Here is a 22,118-nt window from a genome sequence, read left to right on the forward strand (position 1 = left end):
TGCCAACCGTCCTGGCTGGATTTAGTCGTTTGGTATATCGGCAGCTGCCACCGAAGCTTTAGCTTTTCGTCGAGAATTTTTTCGCCGTTGACGACGCATGCTGCGACCAGCTGAACTTTCCAGGTTTGAAAGTTGCGGGTCCCATGAAATTGGAACGTCCATAACGTGGCTGCCGCTAAAGCTCTGTCGGGCCGCCAAGCGGTGCACGAACGCCAGAATTACCGCCACACCTTCAAACAAGACCCGTGGAATTTCGTCGTTGACTTCACATGAGGTGTATAGCGCTCGGGCCAATGCTGCCGACTCCACAATCGGTACTTCTTCATCACGTGCTCGTTCTCGAATGCGTAACGCCAACTTGTCAGTACCCCGTGCCAAAACCTTTGGTGCCCCGAACCCTGGCTTGTATTCGAGAGCCACCGCGACGTGGGTGGGGTTCGTTATTACCACGTTGGCATCGGCTACCGCCGCCAACATGCGATTTCGTGAAGCTGACATTCGCAGCGAGGCCTGACGGGCACGAACGTGAGGGTCACCTTCGCTATTGCGCATCTCGTCTTTAATTTCTTGTTTCGACATCATCATGTCTTTTTCGGTGCGCCAGCGCTGGTATCCGTAGTCAACAAAACCGATCATTAGGCCTACCGCTGCAGCCGTGCGAATGGCAGTGGTGGTGCGCTCCCCCACGTATGCCAATCCTGCGAACAGGTCGAATTGAGCAGCACCGGCCAAGGCCCGCGCGGTGCTCAGCATGGCGGGTACGACGATAAAGCTGATCAGGGCTAGTTTCAATACGCTGTTGGCGGCTTGCCACAGGGTGCGGGCCGAAAACATGCGTTTGAAGCCTTCAGCGGGGTTAACTCTTTTCCATTTTGGTTTCAGCGATTTACCTGAGAGCACCACACCGGTTTGTGCCACGTTGGTAACCGTGGCCAGGGCCGCCGCGAAGAGTAGATAGACGATTACTCCGAGAGCTACCGAGGCCACAATACCTTTGGCCGCTTGGTTCATGGCTGCTGGGTTCGGGTTAAGCATCACTTCATGCAAGTAGCCCATCGAGCCCGCAAGCGCGGTGCCCATCCAACCAATTAGCCACGGCACCACAATGCTGCCCACCATGACCGCCAGCCAGCCATAAAGGTCTTGGCTGCGGGCTATTTGGCCTTCTTTACGGGCATCTTTGCGGCGTTTCGGGGTAGGTTTTTCGGTCTTAGAAGACTTGTCGGCCATGGCTCACCCCCCAAAAAATCCGGATTGGGCGGAAAGAATTTGTTCCACCAATCGTTCCACGGCGCGTGGAATTATGGGCAGGGCCACCACAAGCAACGACAGCAACATAAGTATTTTTACGTTGAAACCGATAATTAAAATGTTGAGCTGCGGAGCTGCCCTGGTCATTAAACCGAGAGTGACCTCGGCCAAGAACAGCGCTGCCAAAAGTGGAAACGCAATTTGTAGCGAGGCCACGAACAGAACCCCAAAATTACCAATCAGAATGCCGGGCATGGCTTCCAACGAAAAGCCACTCACCGGGGCCATGGTGAAGCTGGTAATTAGGCCTCGAACCAACATCAGATGCCCGTCAATCATGAACAAAATGGTGATGGCCATCATTTCAAAGAGCCGACCAATAGGGGTCGAGGAAGCGTTTGAGAATGGGTCATACAATGTGGCGCTGCTAAAGGCCGACGACATGTCCACCAGTTGGCCTGCCACCTGTACCGCTTGGAATAACAGCAGCACTACAAAACCCATGGCGGCACCCACGAACGCTTGGTATAGCGCTCCTAAAATAAAGGGGCCCGCTTCGAGCGACACGTCGGTATCGGCAAAGGTGTTGGCTAAAAGCAGCGAAAGCCCAACCGAAATAGCGATTTTTACCCGGGGAGTAATGGCGTTCGAGCTAAAAGGTGGCGAAATTGTGATCCAAGCCCCGGTGCGAATCAGGGCATAGAAAAACCCTACTAGAACACTTACATCAATCTGAATGATCATGGCACTACCACGGCCAGTGCTGCGCCATCATTTGTGCGACTTGTGGCGTCAGCGTGCTTAGTAATCGAGGCACCAGTTCAAATAGGCCTTCGGCAAAACCCACTGCTTGTCGCAACATCCACGCACCAGCAATCAGAATCACTACGCCTACGCCAATAAATTTCGGCACAAAGGTCAGCGTCGGCTCTTGAATTTGAGTCACCGATTGAACCAAGCCCACCGTTACGCCAATGCCCAGGGTTACCAGCAACACCGGACCAGCCAGCTTCATGGCTAAGAGCATTGCTTGAACGCCGATTTCTACAACAATCGTCTCGTTCATGGCCTACATGTAGCTTTCCAACAGCGTTTTGGCTATGAGAGTCCATCCATCAACCATCACGAACAACAAAACCTTGAACGGCAACGAAACGAACACCGGCGGCAGCATCATCATTCCCAACGACATGAGTACTGATGAGACCACCAAGTCGATCACCAAGAACGGTATGAAGATCACGAATCCGATGATGAAGGCGCTCTTCAGTTCCGACAGCACAAACGCTGGTATCACGGTGGTCAGGGAAAGGTCTTCTACCCGTTCTGGGGTTGGCTCGGGCGAAACCGACGCCAACATGGCCAGCTCGCCTTCACGGGTGTTTGACAACATGAAGGTCTTGAGCGGTCCTGAAGCTGCCTCAAAAGCTTCACCTTGGGATATTTCCCCAGCTAGAAGAGGCTGCAAACCCTCCTCATTCATTTTGGAAAGGGTGGGTGCCATCACGAACAGCGACAAGAAAAGAGCTAAACCCACCACCACCTGGTTCGGGGGAATGGTTTGAAGGCCAAGAGCGTTTCGAGTGATCGAAAGCACAATCACCATACGAGTGAAGCTGGTAGTGAGGATCAGCAACGACGGGGCAATCGACAACAGGGTCAGCCCTAAAATTATGATGATGCTTTGGCTGGGGGCTTCGCCTTGGCTCAAGTCCACATCGATCACGGCACGGGGTCCCGTGTTTTCTTGGGGCGTTGGTACTGGTGGGCCTTCCACTTCAGGAATGGACGGTTCGGGGAAGGTTTGGGCACCAACCGGTCCGCCGAGCGCGATTAACCCGACCAGTATCACGGCCATAAGGCCAGCTAATTTGACGAACATTAAGACTTCTTTACGGTCAACTCTCTAAGAGTCTGGAGGAAGTTCGTCCTTGGTGATTTAGAGGCGTTACTAGCCTCCTGAGACTCAGTCCGTTGAGCCTCAATTTCTTCATAGGTTTCGATGAGTTCCGGCGCTTCGGTAAGCAGCGTTATTGAACCATCGGTGATGCCAACTACTAGCCCCCGGCCGCCTAAGCGCACCAGGGCCACCGAAGAAGAACGGCCGACCGAAATCCGATCCAGCACATCAAACTTCGGGGCTTTGGGGTCACGTCCAAAGCCTGGTTTGTTACGTAAGAATTTTGCTGCACCCAGAATCAGTCCTAGGACAACCGCAAAGCTAAGCCCTAGCCGTAGCAGTAGTTCAAAGGAGCTGACACTGGTCATGGGGTGACTTCATCGTTGGAAACTATTTCGGAAATTCGAAGTCCGAATTCTTCGTCCACCACCACCACTTCGCCCCGAGCGATCAAAGTGCCATTCACCAACAAATCGATTGGGCTGCCCGCTGAACGGTCAAGCTCAATCACCGAACCTGGTACCAACGAAAGCAAATCGCCAACCGTCATCCGGGCTCGGCCTAGCTCGGCTACCACGTTCATCTCGACTCCACCCAAAATGTCAAGACCTCGACCAAGTGGAGCACGACTTACGGTGGGCGTGGGGGTCATCGGGGGTAGGTCCATTTCACCAAGTTCGGTCTCGTCGGCGGTCACTGGGGCCATTTTCTCGGTGGGTAGCAGCGAAACGCCTACCGTGCCCATGTGGTCGACACCAGCGAAGACCCCAGCCGCCATCATGGTGGCACCTGGGCCGTCACCTTCCACCGCTAAGCCAGCCAGGGCACCGACACCAACACCCAAACGGGTGGCGTTTAGGTCGAGTTCGTCACCATTGGCGAGCTCGGTGACCGTGCGATTAACCAGTTCCGGCAGCGTTGCTAGGTCGGTGCCGCCCATCGAGGTCAATAAAGTTGGCGAAACTATAACGAACACTTCACGTTCGATGTCGCTTAGTACCGGCACCACCATAACCATTGAGTCGATGCCCGGTAGAAGCTGGTCAAGGTTGTCTTGAACATCGGCTGGGCCTGCTTGTAATCCCACCGCTGGGAAGTCATCGGCCACGGTTGATACCAGCTCTTCAAGAGCTTCCGCCGAAATTGCCGGGTTGGGTTGGCCTGGTATGTGGGTGGTCATAAAAAGTCTCCAGGAAATTTCCGGCTATGAGCCTAAACGGGGCTTGCCGTCAATGTTCTCGACGATCTGACAGGCTAGACGCTTGCCAGCTCGCGCCGCACGGACTTTGAAGGTCGGGGTACCACCGACCGAAGCCGTTAGGGCCACATCGGTAGGGTGGCCAAGACCAATAACGTCGCCTACTTCAAGCTCAACAATGGCCGCCGAGGTCAACTTTGTGGGGACAAACTCGATGGCCATATCTACCGGAACGTCAAGCATCCGTTCGCTTAGTTGGGCGCGAGCCAAAGCGATATCTTGTCGACCTTGTTGTCCATGTGAAGTAACCGACGCCATGGCATCGAGAATGGGCTGCAACGCCGAGTAGGTAAAACACAAGGTGGCCTTGTTTTCCTCTCGACCAATTTTCATGTCGAATGTCACCACCACAGTCATGTCGGACGGCGCTGCCACCTGCACAAACTGCGGGTTCGATTCATAACCCAAGATGGTGGGTTCAATTCGTTCTACCGATTCAAACGAAAAAGTAAGTTCGCCAAGCGCCCGATCAATGATGGTCCGCATTAGACCACGTTCTATGTCGGTTAAGGGTCGCTGCGGGCCATTTGAGGCCCCATGGCCGCCCAACATCAAATCGATAATCACCATGGCTGCGCTCAAAGGAAATTGCAGTACGGCCACCCCGGGCAAGGGTTCAAGCGAGATGATCGTCATGTGCGAAGGGTTGGGCACTTCTTCGACATAATCTTCATAGGCCAACTGCTCAATAGAGGCCACCGTTACCTGTGAAACAGCTCGCAGAGTGCTTGAAAGCACGGTGGTTAGTTGACGGGCGAAAGTTTCATGAATGTTTTCTAAGCTGCGAATATGGTCGCGGTTTAGCTTGTTGGGACGACGAAAATCGAAGCTGCGGGCCTTGGCCTGAAAGGTTGGGTCGTCGTGACGCGAAGGTTTATGGCGCAAAGCGTCGGGCTCATCCCTACGAGTTTTAGGTTGGGGAACTGTCACTGCTAATCAGCGCCTTGGGTGAACCTATTGGATGACGAAATCGGTGAAGAAGACCGCCAAGACATTACCACTCAGCAGGTCATTCGATTTGGTTAATAGCTCTTCACGAGCATTTTCACGGCCATCAGCACGTGAGAGAGTTTGATAATCATTACCACCGAAAATACTGATTAAGGCGTCGCGAACCTTCGAAGCGTCGGCGGATGGGAACACGTAAACTTCTTCGTCTTTCGCAGCGTCTTCATAGGCATCGCTCATCTGGAACGAGACTCCCAAGCGAAGGTAATGTCCATCAGCCAGATTTAAGGTAATCGGGTCAATCTCTACCAGCGGACCGAGTGTTACCTCGGGGGCGGTAACTATCACTTCGGTGGTGCCGCCGCTACCGCCGCTACCCACAAAGTAGCCACCGACCACCAGGCCCACCGCGATCACAATGGCTGGCACCAGGTTCGACTTACCACCTTTGTCTTTCTTTTTCTTGCCCTTACCCCCTTTGCCACCAGTCTCGGCCTCGCCGTCGGGCAACTCGGTTCCGGGTTCTTTTAAGGTCCGGTTAGCTTCTTGTACACTCATGAATCTTCTCCTGGCGTAACAATTTCTCCGGAAGCGTTCACATCAAGCATGGAAAGCACAGCTACCTCAACCCGTCGGTTTTGGCGACGTCCTTCAGGCTGGTCGTTGCTGCTAAGGGGCCGGTATTCACCAAAGCCTGCCGCTCGTAAACGTTCCGCGGGGAAATGGTGCACGGTTACTAGGTACTGAAGCACCGAAGTCGCTCGGGCGGTTGAAAGCTCCCAGTTGGAGGGGAAACGGCTGGTGGCGATGGGTACGTTGTCGGTGTGACCTTCAATGGCCAGCTCGTTTGGCAGCATAAATAGAATACTGGCCAGGCCATCGAGCACAATACGACCATCAGGTCGTAAATCGGCCGATCCGGGTTCGAAAAGTACCTGGTCGCTAACAATTGAGACCACTAACCCGCGACCTTCGCGACGAAATTGCACGGCATCGCCGTAGCCTTGCGAGGCAGCGTGTTGGCTAATGGCTTCTTCAACCTCAGCTAACTGGCGATCTTCAATGCGTTGGGCTTGTTGCTGAGTTTCTTCTCGCTCTAGCGCGTCGAGGGCGTTTTCTACCCGTTTTTGGCTTACTAGTTCTTCACCGACCAAGACCATGGCAGGCTTGATGGAATCTAATAGTCCATGGGAACCGCTTAAGGGTCCTCCACCTTCACTGCTAGGCGACGGCAGCTGGCTTTCACCTTTTAGAGTTAAACCAAGCGACGATGCGAAACTGCCTTGTAGCGCTTCAAGTTTCGACAGGTCAGCATTACTAATTGACCACAAAACCACAAAAAGGCCCATTAACAAAGTGAGCATGTCGGCATAGGGAATTACCCAGGCCTCGTGGTTTTCATGCACTTCTTCTTCGTGGTCGTCGTGGCGTTTACGCACTGCGCCGCTCTTCCATCCGGGCCGCCCGCACCTTGGGGGCCAAATAAGAGGTCAAGATGTCATCGAGCATGCGCGGATTCGAGCCAGCCTGAATTGAAAGCACTCCTTCGATAATCAGTTGTTTGTGAGCCAGTTCTTCGGCTGAAAGGCGTTGCAGTTTCTTGCCAATGGGCAGGAAAATACCGTTGGCGGCGAACACACCCCAGAAGGTGGCAATAAAGGCCGCGGCAATACCATGACCAAGCTTGCTTGGGTCATCGAGGTGGCTAAGGGTGGCGATAAGGCCCACCACGGCACCGATAATTCCGAAAGTGGGTGAGAAGACACCCACACTGTTCATAAACGCGGCAGCTACCTTGTGACGTTCTTTCAGCGCCCGGACTTCGGTTTCCATCACTTCGCGTACCAGCTCGGGGTCGCCACCGTCGATAGCCATTTGGAGGCCTCGACGCATGAATGGGTCGGTCACCTGGTCAAGTTGGTCTTCTAGGGCCAACAAACCTTCCCGGCGTGCCCGTTCCGCGAACTCAACAATTTGGTCGATGGAGGCACTTGGGTCGCCGGTGTCACCGGGTTTGAAAGCCTTCATGAAGGCCTTGCCCATGTTCTTCATGTCAACCATGGTGTTCGACATCATGGCGGCACCGAGTGAGGCCACAATCACAATCAGGAAAGCCGCTGGTACCCCAAAGAAGGCGCCGATGGAGACACCCTTCATGGTGGAGCCAACGAAAACCCCGATGAGGACAAGCACTAGGCCAATCAGACTTGCTGGTTCCATGGCTCTAGTCCTCGACTATCTCTGCCACCAGGCGAAGTGGTGACACCACGGCATCCGAGTCGTCACCATCGAAGCCATCCACGGTGGCTAAGATGCGGGCCCGGAACGACACGATTCGATCGACAATGTCGTCGATCGAATCGTTTACTACGTATTTGGTTCCATCCACCAGGGTCACCACGGTGTCTGGCGTAACGTCAATGCGTTCGATCAGGTCGGCGTTGACAGCAAACTCGCTGCCATTTAGTCGTTTAAGCAAAATCATCGCATTTCCGTCACTTTCCTCACACAAATCGAGAGGCGATGTTTGTACTATCGGCCGCGACGTTTGCGTCTTAAGGACTAACCGCGAAACCTATTGGCTTAACGCTTCAAATTCACTACTTCCATCAGCAGCTCATCCGAGGTGGTGACCACACGCGAGTTGGCCTGGAAGCCACGCTGAGCCACGATCAGGCTGGTGAACTCTTGAGCCAGGTCGACATTCGACATTTCGAGGGTGCCCGAACTTAGGAGGCCACGGCCGCCTTCACCCGCTCGACCTAGCTGGGCCAGACCCGAGTTCATGGTGGGACGGAAGTTCGAGCCACCCACCTTTTCGAGGCCCTCGGGGTTGGCAAAGACGGCAAGGGCGATCTGCCCGATGGGCCGGGTGCGGCCATTCGAGTAGGAACCGACGATCAAGCCGTCTTGGGAGACGGTGAAAGACTGGAGCGACCCGGCAGCGGAGCCCGCTTGGTCAAGAATCGCCAGTGTCGAAAGCTCCCCGTATTGGGTGAGTCGGTTAGGCCCGCCCTCTTCACCCAAGGTGATAGTGATATCTCCACCAAATATTCCGTCAGCGTCGTCAATAACAATTCCATAGTCAGCGGGAGTGTCCAGCTCGCCGGTGTCGGGGTCGAAAGCCAATGTTTCGGTATTTAACTCGACGTCATCACCATTTTCGTCAACGTAGGAGAAAGTGACTTCCCACTCGTTTTCATCGGTCTTCTCAAAAGCCATCTTCAAGCTGACGGGATTACCTTGCCCATCGAAAACCTGCACCGAGTTGGTAATGATGCGGCCCACATCAGCATTAGCCGGCAAGTTTCCACCCACGGTCACACCGGGCTCGCGTGATGATGTGGCCACGGGCGCAATCAAGTCGCCAACTGGAATTTGGATCATACCCACCGGTCCGTTGGTGTTGACTCGACCATCGGCTCCTGATTGCCAGCCATTGATAAATGCGCCGTCTTGGGTTACCAATCGACCCAGCGCATCAACCGAGAAGGACCCGGCTCGGGTGTAGAGCTGTTGGCCCGCTTGGCTAACCACAAAGAAGCCGTCACCTTCAATTGCCAAGTCGGTGGCGCGCCCGGTGCGTTGCAGCGCACCTTGACCAAAGTTGGTGGTAATGGCAGCCACACGGGCACCAAGACCAACTTGTGCCGGGTTAGTGCCACCTTGTTGCGCGGTGGCAGCTCCCCCGCCCTGAAGCGTTTGGCTTAACACATCTTGGAAAACCACGTTCGAGGTTTTGAAACCGGTGGTGTTGACGTTCGCAATGTTGTTACCCACTACGTCCATCATGGTTTGGTGGTTACGTAAGCCCGATACGGCCGAGAACATTGATCGGATCATGGAGCTTCTCCTTCTTCTACGGGTGATTCAGTTTCTGTAGGTGTTTCAGCATCTTGGTTGGGTGTTTCGACCTGGTCGCTGTTCGTCCCTGAACCGTCTCCAGAACCAATTTGTGTAATGGCACCCAAAGGAACCTCTTCGTCTCCGACGTTGAGTACAATCCCGTCTGGGTCTGTCGTGGCCGAGCTCACGACGCCAACACCCGTGGTGCCATCCATTCGCAGGAAGGAAATTTCCTTACCTATAAGGGTGCTAGCAGTACCAAGGGCCAAAGCCCAGGTTTGTTCAGATGTTTGGGTGGCAATGTGTTCCAGCTTTTCAACCGCCGTGAACTGGGCGGTTTGAGCTAGGAACTCACCAGGATCCGCGGGCGATAGTGGATCTTGATATTTCAGCTGCGCTACCAAGAGCTTCATGAAAGCGTCTTTGTCCATCTCCGACGAAGAACGCGCCTGGTTGGTATTAGCGCCCCAAGTGTCGGCGGTAGCGGCCGGGGTAGGTGGAATGTAAGTCATGTTAAAGATCCAGGTTTAGGGCGCCGGGGCCAACGCGAATAGGAGTATTTACAGCCGGTGTGCCATGGGCAGCTGAGGGGTTTGTCGCACTTTCACCAGCGTCATGCCCCATCACGTGGGGCGCCTGTTGCGCCTCGGTGTTGCCCTGGCCACCCGAGGAGGTTTTATCGCCAACATCCACGTTGCCAAGCTGGACGCCTGCTTTGGTAAGTTCGCCACGCAGGTCGGGTAGCGAATTTTGCAGAGCATCTCGGCCGAGCACGTGTTCCGCCACGGCTCGAATGCTTAGCACCCCGTCTTTCAAGGAAACCTCTAGATGGACCGAACCCAATTCCGCTGGGTGAAGTTCCACCGAAAGACGTTGGCTGCCGTCGGATAAGAGCCGCACCGGTTTAAGTGCGGTGGCCAGTTGTTCCCACACCGGCGCTTCGGGTTGGGCCATGCTTTGGGCTTCGCTAAGCGCGGTTTCAAAATTGGCGGCCGTAGCGGTGGGCGGTGTTGCTGGTGCGGTCACCATATTCGGTGTTGCCGCCGGTTTTGCTTGTTCTGCTGCCGGGCCTTTGGGTTGAACAATCTCGGCCTTAGCTGATTCCGATGAGCCCACCTGTTCCGACGCTGGAGCGGTTTGGGTGACCGCCTCTTGGTTGGTTTGCGCCGGGGTTTGTGGCGTGAGTTCGGTGTCTTGTTCGACCTCGGCACGAGCAGTGGTGTCGATTGTGAAATCGGTTCTTGGCGCCGAAGGTCCTTCTTCTGCGTTCTCCGGCGCAGAACTGCTCTCCCCCGCCAAGCTATTTGGTGGTTCAGAAGGTATTTCAGGCGACGAACTGGCGTGTGCCACAACGTCGGGTTGCGATGCCGCCTCCTCTGGCGGGGCCTCCTCGGTTTTGGTTTGGCTTTGGTCGACTTCGTCCACCGTGCGGAGTTGACCCCACACGTCCCAAGCTATGGCTATAGGCTCACCATTGGTTGACGATAAAGCCTCTTCGGTTTCCTCGTCGCTAAGGTCTTCAACCACAGCTTCGGTGTCAGTTTCTGAAACCAGCACGGGCATTACCCGTTCAGCCACCTCGGCAAAGGTTTCACCTTCGGTCTCGCTGAAATCGGCGCTGTCGGTCGCGACAGACGGGGCGTTAGCACCGCTGTAGGTGGTGACCGGCGCTGGCAGCACCGCTGTTAAGTCTGACATCAGTTGCCTCCGTTCAAGATGCTCTGCACCTTGGCCACATAGGTCTGAGTTTGGGAATATGGCGGAATTCCGCCGTGTTTGCGAACTGCTCCCGGCCCGGCGTTGTAGGCAGCCAGAGCCAAATCTAAGCTGCCAAAATCATCGAGTTGGGCACGCAGGTATCGGGCCGCACCATCTATTGCTTGGCGCGGATCAAGCGGATCGATACCCATAGAAGCCGCAGTTTGGGGCATGAATTGCATCAGCCCGAGCGCCCCGGCCGAGCTCTTAGCATTGGGATTAAAACCAGATTCCACTTTGGCCACCGCCGCTAACAACTTGGGGTCAACCCCGTAGCGAGAGCCACTTTCGCTGAAGTAAGCCGCATAGGCCTGTGGCACTCCAGCCACACCTAAGGAGTTGGCAGCTTGATTATTTCCCAACATGGACACCGCGCTCCAACCAGGAATCGCACCGCCTGTGGCTAAGGGTGTACTAGCGCTGGGCGTGTAACGACGAATAGCGGTAATGGGCCGATCGATGGCTTCATAGGTGACCACATCACCACGTCTGGGTGAATGCACCATCATGCCGTCACCAGCGTAAATAGCTACATGGTTGACCGGGGAACCAAAAGCCAGAATGTCACCGGGGCGGGCTTCATCGAGTGAGGCCACCGCTTGGCCCCCACGAGCTTGATCACGGCTGACTCGTGGAATGTCGATGCCTAAGTCTTTGAAAACCCGTTGGGTGAAACCGGAACAGTCAAGACCAACATCCGGGTCAGTGCCGCCCCAAAGGTAGGGCACCCCTAGGTAACTCATGCCTTGGGCTACCAGGGCCTCGCCGGTATTGGTAAGACCATAAGAAGTCGTGGCGGAGGGGTTAAAATTGACGTTGTTTTGGGCGAGCAGAGTGGCGAAATCGGCATCGCTGTAAACATCGGTTCCAGCGCCAACTCCTGGTTCGAACCGCGAGATTATTTGGTCGATTCGTGCTAGGGCATTGCCCAGGCCAGCTCCTGCCATCACCGAGGTCATGGCTCGTCCTCATTCTGGTTCTGGCTGGCTCGAGTGATGATTAAATCATCGAGTTCTTTTTGTTCTTCTCGATCCATCTCAGCCTGATATTCCGCCCGTGAACGAGAATCGAGGCGTTCTAAGGTAGAAACCTTCTGGGCGGCGGCTTTCCATTCATCAATACGAGTGTTTACCATCAGCGCAGCATTCGCTTCGGCGGTGCGGGCTGCTAGCAGCGCTTGGGCTAAACCCTGGTGGTGGTAACGTTCCGCCAAAAAACTGCTGGTAGTTATTTGGCCACGATGCCCCACCCGATTAGCTAAACGATCGGTGCGTTGTGCAACCTCAGCCCCGGCTTCCAGTAAACGTTGGCGTGCCATTAACAACTCACCACGGGCTTGTTCTTCTTGAATTCGCCGCACTCGGGCCACTTGTTCCAGGCGGAAACGGTAGCGTTTCATGGCGCACCGACCTCGGTGTCAGCCCAGGGCACATCAAGAACCGAGGCCAAGTTATGCCACGCTTCACCTGGCTGCGTGGTTTCACCCATCCCTTGGCGCAAAAACTGGTTGATGCTGTCTCGGCGCAAGACGGCTTCATCTACCAACGGGTTGCTGCCGGGCTGATAGGCCCCAATTTCAATTAGGTCTTGCGCGTCGCGGTAGACGGCCAACAATTGGCGTGCCAGCTGGGCGAGTTCTTGTTCTTGCGGGCTAGTGATGGCGCCTGCCAGACGGGAAATAGATTCCAAAACATCGACCGTCGGGAAATGACCTGAGGTGGCTAAGCGGCGCGACAAAGCAATGTGGCCATCAAGAATTGATCGGGCCGAATCTCCAATCGGGTCGTTTAGGTCATCGGCTTCCACCAACACGGTGTAAATACCAGTGATCGAGCCTTGCTCCGAGGTCCCGGCACGTTCTAAAAGCCGAGGCAGCAATGCAAATACTGAAGGTGGATAGCCCCTGGTGGCAGGCACTTCTCCTGCGGAAAGGCCAATCTCGCGTTGAGCCATCGCAAAGCGGGTCAGGCTGTCCATTAACAGGTTCACGTGACGGCCCTGATCACGAAAATATTCGGCGACTCTGGTGGCCGCGAAGGCCGCCCGCAAACGTACCAAAGCTGGTTCATCAGAGGTGGCAACTACCACCACCGAGCGGGCTAGACCCTCGGGGCCTAGGTCACGTTCGATGAACTCTCGAACTTCACGACCACGTTCGCCAATTAGCGCCACTACCGAAACATCAGCATCGGTACCTCGAACAATCATCGACATTAGGCTTGATTTACCAACGCCTGAGCCTGCGAAAATGCCAATGCGTTGACCGCGACCAACCGGCACCATGGTGTCAAGAGAACGCACCCCTAAATGCACGGCTTCCGAAATAGAGGGTCGCCGCAGCGGATGTGGGGCATCTGCCATTAAGGCCGCACGTTGTAGCGATCCTAGGGGTGGACCGTCGTCAAGGGGTCGACCCAAACCGTCAATCACCCGCCCCAACAACTCTTCGCCCACTGGAACCGAAATTGCTTGCCCCAAAGCCTCAACCGGAGCACCAGCTCGTAGCCCGTTCAGCTCATCTAACGGCATTGCTGTCACAGAATCGACACCGATAGCCACCACTTCACCCAGTACACGCCCGGTTGCGGTTTCTACTCGAATCACATCGCCGATAGCGGCTTCAACGCCAGCCACTTCAAAGGTAAGGCCTACTACTTTGGTCACACGACCGGTTCGGCGCGCCCCGGCCGCCATTAGGGCCGCGTCGACACGCTCTGCCAGTGGCGTTCCCGCAAAGGCCACCATTTTATTGCCACCCTTCGCTGACACTGGCGAAACCGTTAACGGCTTCATGGTTGGGGTCGGCCAAAACCTCGCGGGCGCGGGCTAAGGCCGTAGAAATACGGGCATCGACTAAGGCGGTGTCGGTTTCAACCAGTGCCCCACCCGCTTCAATGGCCGCATCAGGCACCACCAACAAATCCCGCCCTGGTGCAATCTGTGAAAGGTCGCCCAGCGCTTCACAATCATTTGGGTTCATTCGTATGGTGAGCTCACCTCGACCTGGGGCCAGTTTCAAGGCTCGGGCTATGGCCTCACCGCCAGGGTCGATCGAAGCGTCAACCTCACGATCCAAGATGGCGGCGGCCAAAGATAGCGCCAGGTCAACCACATTGGTTTCGATTTCTTCTAAGGCCGTTGCTTCACGCTGCGCCAAGGTCGCGATCGCTATTTCTAGGGCTTCAATATTGCGGCGAACTTTCGCTTCAGCCATGGCGGCGGCATCATCAATACCGGCTACTAGCCCTTCTGAGTGGCCCCGGCGAAAACCTTCTTCACGGCCTTGGGCCAAACCAGCTTCATAGCCAGCGGCCTGACCGGCGATTTCACCGTGGCGAAAACCTTCATCGTGCGCCAAACGGTAAATTGCCAAAGCTTTGGGGTCGCCTTGGTCTTCCGCGACTTCGGGCAGTTCCGAAAGTAGTGGGAACGGGCTATTCGACATACTCATCACCCGAACGGGTAAGCACAATTTGGCCGGCTTCTTCTAGGGCTCGAATCACCCGAACCACCGCCCCTTGGGCTTCTTCCACCGCTGCTAGACGCACGGCACCCAACATGTCGATTTCTTCTTTCAGGTTCTCAGCAGCGCGTGATGAAACGTTGGAAAGCACCTTCACCCGCACTTCTTCTTTCACGCCCTTTAGCGCCAAAGCCAGGTCTTTCGAATCGACTTGGCGCAGCACTTGTTGAATCGAACGATCGTCGAGGGTGAGAATGTCTTCAAACACGAACATCAGGCTGCGAACTTCGTCGGCTAATGCTTCATCAAAGTTCTCTAAACCTTCGAAAATCAGACGTTCGGTGGCACGATCGGCCCGGTTCAACACGTCAACTAGGGTTTGAACCCCACCAACTGAGGAAAGGTCGCCTTGTTGCACCACCGAAGATATGCGGGCTTCCAACATGGCTTCCACATTGGCAATAATGTCGGGCGAGGTGCGGTCCATGGTGGCCACTCGCACCGCAACTTCCCGCTGGAGTTCTTCGGGCAGACTGGTTAGAACCAAAGCCGCGGCGTCGGGGGTCATGTAAGCCACCACCAAAGCAATTGTTTGGGGGTGTTCTTCACGAATGAAGCCCAACACCAAGCGCGGGTCGGCTTTGCGTAGAAACTCGAACGGGGCGCTTGCCAAGCTCATCGACATTTGCTCGAAGATTTCTTCGGCGCGACGTTCACCTAGCGTGGCGGTCAGCATTTCTTTGGCCACATCAACCCCACCTACCGCTACATGGCGGCGGGCCGAGGCCGTAATGGCAAACTCACCGAGCACTGCTTCTACTGTGCGGTCGTCAACCTTAGGTAACCGGGCCACTTCGGCCATGATTTCGGTTACTTCGCTTTCCCGCATCGTTTTTAGAATGGTGGTGGCCCGCTCTTGGCCCATCGCCATTAATAAGATGGCGGTTTTTTGTACCCCGGTCAGGTTCTCAACCGCTTCGGTGGTTTCAACCAAGGTCATCGTCGGCCACCTCGAGGTTCAGTCATCCAGCCTCGCAACAGCTGGGCTACTTCTTCGGGCTGGTTGTCGATCATGTCGGCAACTTCGGTGGCTACTCGAACGGCTTCGGGCGGTGGCGTGTGGTGTAACCCACCTACCAGTTCGCTCAGCTCATCAGCATCAAGTGGTGCGAATTCGTCGTCGTTTGAACCTGCTCCAGCGGCCGCGTCACCCACAGTTAGCCCCACAGTCTCGTAGTTTGCTAGTTGTTCTAGGCCAGCACTTTGGGCCAGGCGGTTGCGTTTGCGGGCCTTGGCGGTGTTACGCCAAGCAACGCCCACTATTAGCAACACCACCGCCGCCATAGCCAGGGTTTGCATTAGTTCACGCTGGCTTTGCGAGCTGGCTTTAGCTTCAGCCGCTGCCATTTCTTCTTCCAGCGCTTCAGCCGCACTGGTGTCGAAAGCCATTCGGCTGACCACCACGGTGTCACCCCGGTCGGTAATAATTCCGGCGGCCACCGCAACCACATCTTCAATTTGTTCCAGCATGGCCGGTGTGGTGGTGGCGGAATCCACAATTACCGCTACCGACATTCGTTCAATTTTGCCGGGTGCCCGATTAATAAGTTCAACCTCACGGTTCAGCGCGTATTGGCGAGCAGCTTCATCTAAGTCATAGCTGCGGTTTTCGCCAGAACCGGTGCCGCCTTGTCCCCCGTCTAGGTCGAGAATGCCGCCTACCATGGGGGTTTCACCGGTGTATTTTTCGGTGCGTACATCGTCGTTTAGAACCAGTTGGGGCTGTTCACCTTCAGTGTCGGCAGTTTCACGAGGGTTGGAATAGGTTTCTTTGGTTACTGAAGCTTCATCGAAGTTCAGTTCCGAGCTCACCCGCACCACTGCGTGGTTCGCACCCACCACCGAACCCAACATGGCGGTAATTTCCTTTTCAATGCGGCTTTCGAATTCGGCAGCTTGGCGCATGTTCATATCGCCAGAACCACCCACCCCCGAACGAACACCGGGCGCCGCTAAGACAACACCGGTAGAGTCGGCCACCGTCACGTCGGCTGGGTCAAGCTTTTCCACACTTGAGCTGACCAGGTTTACAATGGCCTGCACCTGCATGGGGTCAAGGCTGCCAATGCCGTTGGTTTTGATCATGACCGATGCCGAAGCTTTGGCGTCTTGTAGCGCAAAAGCGGTGCGGCGTGGCAGGGCCAGGTGAACGGTGGCTACTTCTACCCCGTCAATTGACCGTATGGTTTTTGCTAGCTCGGCTTCAAGTGCCCGCTGGTAGCCCACCTGTTGGCTGAAATCGGATGCGGTGATGCCTATGCCGTCTAGGTTTTGCCAGCCTTCGCCCCCGCCTTGGCTGGGTAGCGGTTTGGCGCTCATCAGAATACGGGTTTTGTACAGCTTGTCTTGCGGCACCGCAATGGTGGCACCACCGTTACTCAAGCGGTATGGAATGCCTTCGCCTTCTAAGGTTTCCACCACCGCGGCGGCGTCTTCACCCGAAATCGAGGCGTAAAGGGTGGCATATTCGGTGGCATTGGCTACCCGCACGAACGTCAGCAGCGCAATTACTGCTAGGGCCGTGCCGCCACCAATCAACGCTTTTTGTTTGGTGGTGAAGCCGTCACTTAAAGTTTGGGCCCGTTCTTTTAGCGATTTCACGTCGAAGCCTGCCATTAGATCTGCATCCTCATAATCTCGTTGAAGGCTTCAACAGCGTTGTTGCGCACTGCCACCGTTAGCTGGGTGGCGAGTTGGGTTTCGGTGGCCAGCACCATGTAGTCCTCGACCGCTTGTAGATCGCCGGTGGCTGCAGCTTGGGCAGCTTGGTCGGTGGCGGTGTGGGCAGCTTGAAGATTGTCGAGAGCATTGATTACGGCTTGGCCGAATCCAAGGCTTTGGTCACCGTCGGATTCGTTGGTCGCACCTAGAGCGTTTTTGGCGTTACCCACCTGCGCCAAGTCGCCAAAACGTGAAGCCGCAACTCCGCTAGCACCAATGGGAGGAATGATGGCCATGGCTATCGACCTATTTCTAGGGCTCGTTGATAAGCGTCGCGGGCCCGTTCAAAGACCGTCACGTTGGCTTGATAGCCACGTTGCGCCAAAATCAATGCTGTCATTTGGTCGGAAAGGTTCATCTGGGGGCGTCGAACCATGCCCTCTTCATCGGCCATAGGGTTGTTGGGGTCATAAACCAGCTGCCCTTCCGCCGGACCGAATTCAATGTGGTCCACTTTCACCCCGGCCCCAATGGCATCGCGGCTGGCTTGGCGGGCCGAGACATGAACAAAGCGTTCCTGGAAGGCTGGTTCTGAGGTTGGCCGAACCGTGTTCACGTTGGCGACGTTGTCAGAAACAGCGTTGATCCAGGTTTTGAAAGCCGTCATACCCGTGGCGGTGACCGCCAATGAGGAAAACATTCCACTCATGGCCGGTCCTTATTGTCCGCTGATAGCGCTTCGCAACAAGCGAAACTTCGAGTTCATAGCTTCAACCACTAGTTGGTGGCGAAGGGCTGTTTCGGTGAGTCCGACCATTTCTAGATCGACCGAAACGTTGTTGCCGTTCATACGGCCAGGCGCCGAAGTATTGGAAACGGTTGGCTGGGCTGCGGCCGGGTTGGCGTTGCCGATGGCTTTGCGCAACGACGCTTCGAAATCAACCTTTTTGGCTTTGTAATTCGGCGTTTCGATGTTGGCGATGTTGTCTTCGGCCACTTGACGGCGAAGATTGAGCCCGGCCAGCGACGCCTGCAAGCTTTGCATGGTTACGTCAGAGAGGATCACGGCCGAACCTCATGAACTGGAAGCATCACTAACCTCGCGACTTAAGAGAACGTTTCTCGCCGGTCCGTGGCGATGGTCGTGGAGCCTTCCTAGCTCGTTATGTCGTATCGGCCACTTGAAGCGGCTCTTTAGGGTTTATCGAATAAAATTCCCAAATTAGGCCGCTTGGGCTAGGCGCTGTGATCGATAAGACGTGGGGCTGGGGTATCACTCGGCGTGCTGATCGCCCGCTTGACCCGGCTATTGCGAGCACTGGTTTCACTTAGTTCAGTACCAATGGCATTACGCAAAGTTTCTAGGTGGCGTTGTGCTAGGTCTAGGTCAACCACCAGTTGTTGTGCTCGCGGCGCCAACGCTGCCGGTAAGGGGCCCAAACCTGTTGGTGGTTGCCAATTGAGCGCTGGCAGTTCAGGGTTTTCGTCATCTAGGGCTTGGCGCAGCTCACCGAGATCGGCTTGGAGCTCGTCTAAGGCGCTGTTCCATTGTTCGATGTTCGCCTCGGCAGGGTTCGACATTGGGCTACCCGGCAACATCTAGAGTGCCCGTGCCTACCTTGGCGGCGTGAGCGGGGGTGGTCACGGCTTGGTAGGCCTCTTGCCAGGTAGCCAGCATGGGGGCCACTATTGAGCGGGCTTCCGCTACTTTGGCCTGCGATTTTTCTAGGTTGGCCTGCATTAAGAGGGTGGCCAGATAGGTGTAAAGGCTGGCCATCTCTTCACCGCCTTCCCAAAGTTCGGGGTTTAGGGCGCTGTGCAATTCGGCCACGATGTCTTGGGCGTGGGCCAACGCCTCATGGGCGGCCGCAACGTTTCTGGGTTCACCAAGAGCGGTGTGGGCGTCGTCAATATCACGCAGCAGGCGCTCGTACAGCATGATTAGTAGGCGTTCTTGTGAAACGGTGCCTGTGCCGTCGGTTATAAATCTGTTGCGTACTGCGGCCTGGGCAGCGTACATGACGTTCCCTTCATCCCCTCAGTTACTTCTGGTTGTTGGCGTTCAAGCCAGCAAGTTGGCCCGAGAGCCATTGGCTTTGGTTGGCCAGTTGCCCAAGTAGTGTTTCTAAGGCGGTGTACTGGCGGCGTAAGGCGGTTTCACGTTTTTCTAAACGTAGCTCCCACGCTTCCACCTGGGTGTTTAGGTTTTTGATTCGGTTCTTACGTGCGTCTTCGGCACTGGTAAGTAATCCATCGACCGGATCGAGGGCACGATTAGTGAAAGCCACAAGTCTCTTGGCAGCACCAGTGTTATACGTCACCGAACCTACGTTGGCGGTGTCGTTGGTGTTGGGGTCAGGTAGAGCTCCGGCCGCCACGTTGACGGCCAAGCCACCTAGGCGGTTGTGCAAAGCCGACATTGAGATGCGCAGCGAGCCATCGTCGTTTACTTTTACTTCGGCAGCTTCTCCGTCGATGGTGGCGGTATAACCACCTTCACCGTCGCCGGTGACGTTTATTTCGTAGGTTCCGGCTTGGGTCCGCCAACCGGCGTATTCAAAGCTGACGTCGCCGGTAGTGCTGGTCGTTTCGCTGAATAAGGCTTCTACAGCGGCTGGGTCGTTGTTGTAAGCGGCTTTGAATTTCGCTTCGTCGAAGCTAAAGGTGCCGTCTCGGTTTAGTTCTAGGCCAGCCAAGCCCACCGTGCCGAGTTCTGAGCCGGCAACCAGGCCCGTAACGGCGCTGACCAGGCTTTGGCTTAGTGAACGGACGGTGGCATCGCCGGTGAGTGATGACCGCTGGTTGGTTTCGGGGTCGTATCCGGTGCGCAGCTTCATTTCCGCCACCGCACCATTTAACGCCTCTACCAGGGCTTTAACCTTGCTGGTGATACCATCGATGTCGCGTTCCATGCCAATGGTAACCGGCGTTGCCGACACGTCTTTGAGGGTGATCGATACGCCGTCGATTAGATCGTCGATCACATTGGAAGATCGAGTGATTTGTATGGTGCCCATCTCTAAGAGGGCGTCTTGGGCTTGGCTGGTGACTTCGAAATCGTGATCCCAACCTTCAGTTTCAACACTGAAACCGTTGGCGACCCCGGTATCTTTGGCGGTCAGCACCACCCGGTATTCGCCGGGGGCCACTTGCACGGCACTAGCTCGCACGTTGAGGCTAGAATCAGAGTTGATGGCAAGAATTAGGTCGCTAACCGATTCGATGGGCGGTTGGGCCTCACTCGAGTCGAAAGTGTGTCCGTTAGCGGAAATTCTTATGGCTCTGGCGCCTAGAGGATCGTTAAGACTAGCAAAGGTGTCTTTCGATGATTGCGCCATGGCTTTGGCGAGCTGGGTGACGCTAAGGCTTGTTGAGCCGAGGGTGGCTCCGGCCTTGGTGGCTGTTACCGCCATTACGTCGGGTTTAGACGAGGTAACTTTCACCGCCTGCCAAGCTTGCGAGGTACTTAAAGCATCGGCGGCGGTGCGAATGCCTGAGATCTTGGTACGAATGGAAGCGTAGGCGTCGAGGCCTTGTTGAATAGTCGATACTTGGTTCTTAAGAAGGGTTTGAGGTATCGCCTCAACCTGCATAAGGCCTTTAATTATTTCGGTTGTGTTTAGGCCCGATGCTAGGCCATCGATATAGCTCATTACCGCTCCTTTGAGACCCTTATAGCCATAAAGGGTGGGTAGCCGCTATGGCCACCCACCCTTGGTGTGCTAATTCACTTAGGCGTACCTAATTTAGCGGAGTAGGCCCAATACGCTTTGTGGCAATTGGTTAGCCTGGCCCAACATCGCAGTACCGGCCTGCAGCAAGATTTGGTGACGAGTGAAGCTCACCATTTCAAGCGCCATGTCAGTGTCACGGATACGAGACTCCGAAGCGGCTAGGTTCTCGGTGGTCACCTGCAGGTTGTTGATGGTTGACTCAAACCGGTTCTGCACCGCACCTAGCTGACCACGCATATCAGATACCGAAGCGATGGCAGCATCCATGGTGTCAATGAAGGTAGAAGCATTTTGAGCCGTTAGAACGTCTCCACTTATACCATTTGTCGCCAAGGTTAAGAGGTCGACGCTCTTGATCGCAATGGTTTCACCCGAGTTGGCACCCACCTGGAACAGAGCTTCATCACCCTTAGCGTTTGCGCTAGTGGATGTGCCCAGGTTGACCCCGTTTGCGCCTAGTAGGTTTCCTCCCAGTGTGAAGTTGTCGCCATCATCAAGTGTCTGCTCAACCGTAACGGTAAGGTCGGCATCCTTGTTAAATCCGGCTGCAACGCTCAATTTGTTTGCTAGGTCTTCTTCTCCTGCCGAGACTAACGCCCCTCGCAACTTGTTTTGAACCTGTTGAGCAAAATCATTCGCATCAGCGAAGGTATGCCCATCGGCAAAAGTCGCCGTATAAGTGGTGCCACCAACAGTAATCGAAACGGTATCGTTGGCAGTGGCTGGAGTGTCATCAATGGTAAAGCTGCTAAAATCTACCGCATCACCCGTTGCTTCAAGCTTCGCTGGTGTAGCACCAAAACTGCCATCTAGAAGCGCCTGAGTCCCAAATTTGGTAGTCTCAGCAATACGTTTAATCTCACCCTTCAATTCGGTGATTTCGTTATCCGCTGCGGTACGAGCAGCGGTGTCGTTCGAAGCGTTTACTGATTGGTTAGCCAGGGTACGCATACGATCCAACATGGCGTGGACTTCGTTTAGGGCACCTTCAGCGGTTTGTACAACTGAGATACCGTCTTGGGCGTTACGGGTAGCCTGGCGCAAACCCGAAACTTGGGCTCGCAGGCCTTGGCTAATTACCAAACCGGCGGCGTCGTCGGCGGCACGGTTAATACGGAAACCCGATGAAAGCTTTTCAAGGCTTTTACCCATAACCGTGTTGGTCATAGATAGGTTTCGGTATGAGTTAAAAGCTGCGATGTTTTGGTTAATACGCATTGTTCCTATTTCCTCCGTGAT

At 55.2% G+C, this 22,118-nt stretch carries 27 protein-coding genes; all 27 read right to left on the reverse strand.

The genetic code is table 11. The features are described 5' to 3' along the window. Window positions 1–21 precede the first annotated feature (21 nt). On the reverse strand, window positions 22–1,230 hold the full coding sequence (locus WC184_10185; GenBank protein ID MFA7478242.1) for an EscU/YscU/HrcU family type III secretion system export apparatus switch protein: 1,209 nt from the start codon (window positions 1,228–1,230) through the stop codon (window positions 22–24). Window positions 1,231–1,233: 3 nt separating this feature from the next. Beyond that, the gene (fliR, locus tag WC184_10190) at window positions 1,234–1,995 is read right to left on the reverse strand and encodes a flagellar biosynthetic protein FliR (protein ID MFA7478243.1); all 762 of its coding nucleotides are present in this window, start codon (window positions 1,993–1,995) and stop codon (window positions 1,234–1,236) included. A 4-nt stretch (window positions 1,996–1,999) separates the two neighbouring features. Continuing rightward, window positions 2,000–2,317, reverse strand: a complete 318-nt coding sequence (locus tag WC184_10195) for a flagellar biosynthetic protein FliQ (protein ID MFA7478244.1) — start codon at window positions 2,315–2,317, stop codon at window positions 2,000–2,002. A gap of 3 nt (window positions 2,318–2,320) precedes the next feature. Beyond that, the gene (fliP, locus tag WC184_10200; protein ID MFA7478245.1) at window positions 2,321–3,133 is read right to left on the reverse strand and encodes a flagellar type III secretion system pore protein FliP; all 813 of its coding nucleotides are present in this window, start codon (window positions 3,131–3,133) and stop codon (window positions 2,321–2,323) included. After that, a complete protein-coding gene (locus WC184_10205; GenBank protein ID MFA7478246.1) occupies window positions 3,133–3,519 on the reverse strand; it encodes a flagellar biosynthetic protein FliO in 387 nt (128 codons plus the stop codon). Before WC184_10205 ends, fliP begins: the two co-directional genes overlap by 1 nt. Then, window positions 3,516–4,331 (reverse strand): flagellar motor switch protein FliN, encoded by an 816-nt coding sequence (gene fliN / locus WC184_10210; protein ID MFA7478247.1) that lies wholly within the window; start codon window positions 4,329–4,331, stop codon window positions 3,516–3,518. The genes WC184_10205 and fliN overlap by 4 nt, the downstream gene beginning before the upstream one ends. Window positions 4,332–4,355: 24 nt before the next feature. Beyond that, window positions 4,356–5,339 carry a flagellar motor switch protein FliM gene (fliM, locus tag WC184_10215; protein ID MFA7478248.1) on the reverse strand — a complete coding sequence of 328 codons (984 nt, stop codon included), beginning with the start codon at window positions 5,337–5,339 and terminating at the stop codon, window positions 4,356–4,358. 24 nt (window positions 5,340–5,363) lie between these two features. Further along, a complete protein-coding gene (locus WC184_10220) occupies window positions 5,364–5,915 on the reverse strand; it encodes a flagellar basal body-associated FliL family protein (GenBank protein ID MFA7478249.1) in 552 nt (183 codons plus the stop codon). Continuing rightward, on the reverse strand, window positions 5,912–6,796 hold the full coding sequence (locus WC184_10225; protein MFA7478250.1) for a flagellar motor protein MotB: 885 nt from the start codon (window positions 6,794–6,796) through the stop codon (window positions 5,912–5,914). Before WC184_10225 ends, WC184_10220 begins: the two co-directional genes overlap by 4 nt. After that, complete coding sequence (locus WC184_10230) at window positions 6,789–7,577, reverse strand: flagellar motor protein (GenBank protein MFA7478251.1); 789 nt, start codon at window positions 7,575–7,577, stop codon at window positions 6,789–6,791. The genes WC184_10225 and WC184_10230 overlap by 8 nt, the downstream gene beginning before the upstream one ends. Before the next feature lie 4 nt (window positions 7,578–7,581). Then, window positions 7,582–7,842 carry a flagellar FlbD family protein gene (locus WC184_10235; GenBank protein ID MFA7478252.1) on the reverse strand — a complete coding sequence of 87 codons (261 nt, stop codon included), beginning with the start codon at window positions 7,840–7,842 and terminating at the stop codon, window positions 7,582–7,584. A gap of 98 nt (window positions 7,843–7,940) precedes the next feature. Then, on the reverse strand, window positions 7,941–9,200 hold the full coding sequence (gene flgF / locus WC184_10240; GenBank protein MFA7478253.1) for a flagellar basal-body rod protein FlgF: 1,260 nt from the start codon (window positions 9,198–9,200) through the stop codon (window positions 7,941–7,943). After that, window positions 9,197–9,715, reverse strand: a complete 519-nt coding sequence (locus tag WC184_10245) for a flagellar hook capping FlgD N-terminal domain-containing protein (protein ID MFA7478254.1) — start codon at window positions 9,713–9,715, stop codon at window positions 9,197–9,199. The genes flgF and WC184_10245 overlap by 4 nt, the downstream gene beginning before the upstream one ends. A 1-nt stretch (window position 9,716) precedes the next feature. Next, window positions 9,717–10,901 (reverse strand): flagellar hook-length control protein FliK, encoded by a 1,185-nt coding sequence (locus WC184_10250; protein MFA7478255.1) that lies wholly within the window; start codon window positions 10,899–10,901, stop codon window positions 9,717–9,719. Then, a complete protein-coding gene (locus WC184_10255) occupies window positions 10,901–11,920 on the reverse strand; it encodes a transglycosylase SLT domain-containing protein (GenBank protein MFA7478256.1) in 1,020 nt (339 codons plus the stop codon). Before WC184_10255 ends, WC184_10250 begins: the two co-directional genes overlap by 1 nt. Further along, window positions 11,917–12,360, reverse strand: a complete 444-nt coding sequence (locus WC184_10260) for a flagellar FliJ family protein (protein MFA7478257.1) — start codon at window positions 12,358–12,360, stop codon at window positions 11,917–11,919. Before WC184_10260 ends, WC184_10255 begins: the two co-directional genes overlap by 4 nt. After that, window positions 12,357–13,655, reverse strand: coding sequence for a FliI/YscN family ATPase (locus WC184_10265; GenBank protein MFA7478258.1), 1,299 nt, complete (start codon window positions 13,653–13,655; stop codon window positions 12,357–12,359). Before WC184_10265 ends, WC184_10260 begins: the two co-directional genes overlap by 4 nt. Window positions 13,656–13,707: 52 nt before the next feature. Then, window positions 13,708–14,406: a FliH/SctL family protein gene (locus WC184_10270; protein ID MFA7478259.1), complete on the reverse strand. Its 699-nt coding sequence runs from the start codon at window positions 14,404–14,406 to the stop codon at window positions 13,708–13,710. After that, complete coding sequence (fliG, locus tag WC184_10275; protein ID MFA7478260.1) at window positions 14,396–15,424, reverse strand: flagellar motor switch protein FliG; 1,029 nt, start codon at window positions 15,422–15,424, stop codon at window positions 14,396–14,398. The genes WC184_10270 and fliG overlap by 11 nt, the downstream gene beginning before the upstream one ends. Next, a complete protein-coding gene (gene fliF / locus WC184_10280) occupies window positions 15,421–17,100 on the reverse strand; it encodes a flagellar basal-body MS-ring/collar protein FliF (protein MFA7478261.1) in 1,680 nt (559 codons plus the stop codon). Before fliF ends, fliG begins: the two co-directional genes overlap by 4 nt. Next, on the reverse strand, window positions 17,100–17,441 hold the full coding sequence (locus WC184_10285; GenBank protein ID MFA7478262.1) for a flagellar hook-basal body complex protein FliE: 342 nt from the start codon (window positions 17,439–17,441) through the stop codon (window positions 17,100–17,102). The genes fliF and WC184_10285 overlap by 1 nt, the downstream gene beginning before the upstream one ends. A gap of 2 nt (window positions 17,442–17,443) precedes the next feature. Beyond that, on the reverse strand, window positions 17,444–17,854 hold the full coding sequence (flgC, locus tag WC184_10290; GenBank protein ID MFA7478263.1) for a flagellar basal body rod protein FlgC: 411 nt from the start codon (window positions 17,852–17,854) through the stop codon (window positions 17,444–17,446). Window positions 17,855–17,863: 9 nt separating this feature from the next. Continuing rightward, window positions 17,864–18,211 (reverse strand): flagellar biosynthesis protein FlgB, encoded by a 348-nt coding sequence (locus tag WC184_10295; GenBank protein ID MFA7478264.1) that lies wholly within the window; start codon window positions 18,209–18,211, stop codon window positions 17,864–17,866. A 170-nt stretch (window positions 18,212–18,381) separates the two neighbouring features. After that, the gene (locus tag WC184_10300) at window positions 18,382–18,726 is read right to left on the reverse strand and encodes a hypothetical protein (protein MFA7478265.1); all 345 of its coding nucleotides are present in this window, start codon (window positions 18,724–18,726) and stop codon (window positions 18,382–18,384) included. Between the two features lie 4 nt (window positions 18,727–18,730). Next, the gene (fliS, locus tag WC184_10305; GenBank protein MFA7478266.1) at window positions 18,731–19,165 is read right to left on the reverse strand and encodes a flagellar export chaperone FliS; all 435 of its coding nucleotides are present in this window, start codon (window positions 19,163–19,165) and stop codon (window positions 18,731–18,733) included. A gap of 22 nt (window positions 19,166–19,187) precedes the next feature. Then, window positions 19,188–20,798, reverse strand: a complete 1,611-nt coding sequence (gene fliD, locus WC184_10310) for a flagellar filament capping protein FliD (protein ID MFA7478267.1) — start codon at window positions 20,796–20,798, stop codon at window positions 19,188–19,190. Between the two features lie 93 nt (window positions 20,799–20,891). Beyond that, window positions 20,892–22,097 carry a flagellin gene (locus WC184_10315; GenBank protein MFA7478268.1) on the reverse strand — a complete coding sequence of 402 codons (1,206 nt, stop codon included), beginning with the start codon at window positions 22,095–22,097 and terminating at the stop codon, window positions 20,892–20,894. Window positions 22,098–22,118: the final 21 nt, after the last annotated feature.

This window comes from Acidimicrobiia bacterium (genome assembly GCA_041676705.1).
Taxonomy (GTDB): Bacteria; Actinomycetota; Acidimicrobiia; order Acidimicrobiales; family SKKL01; genus Actinomarinicola.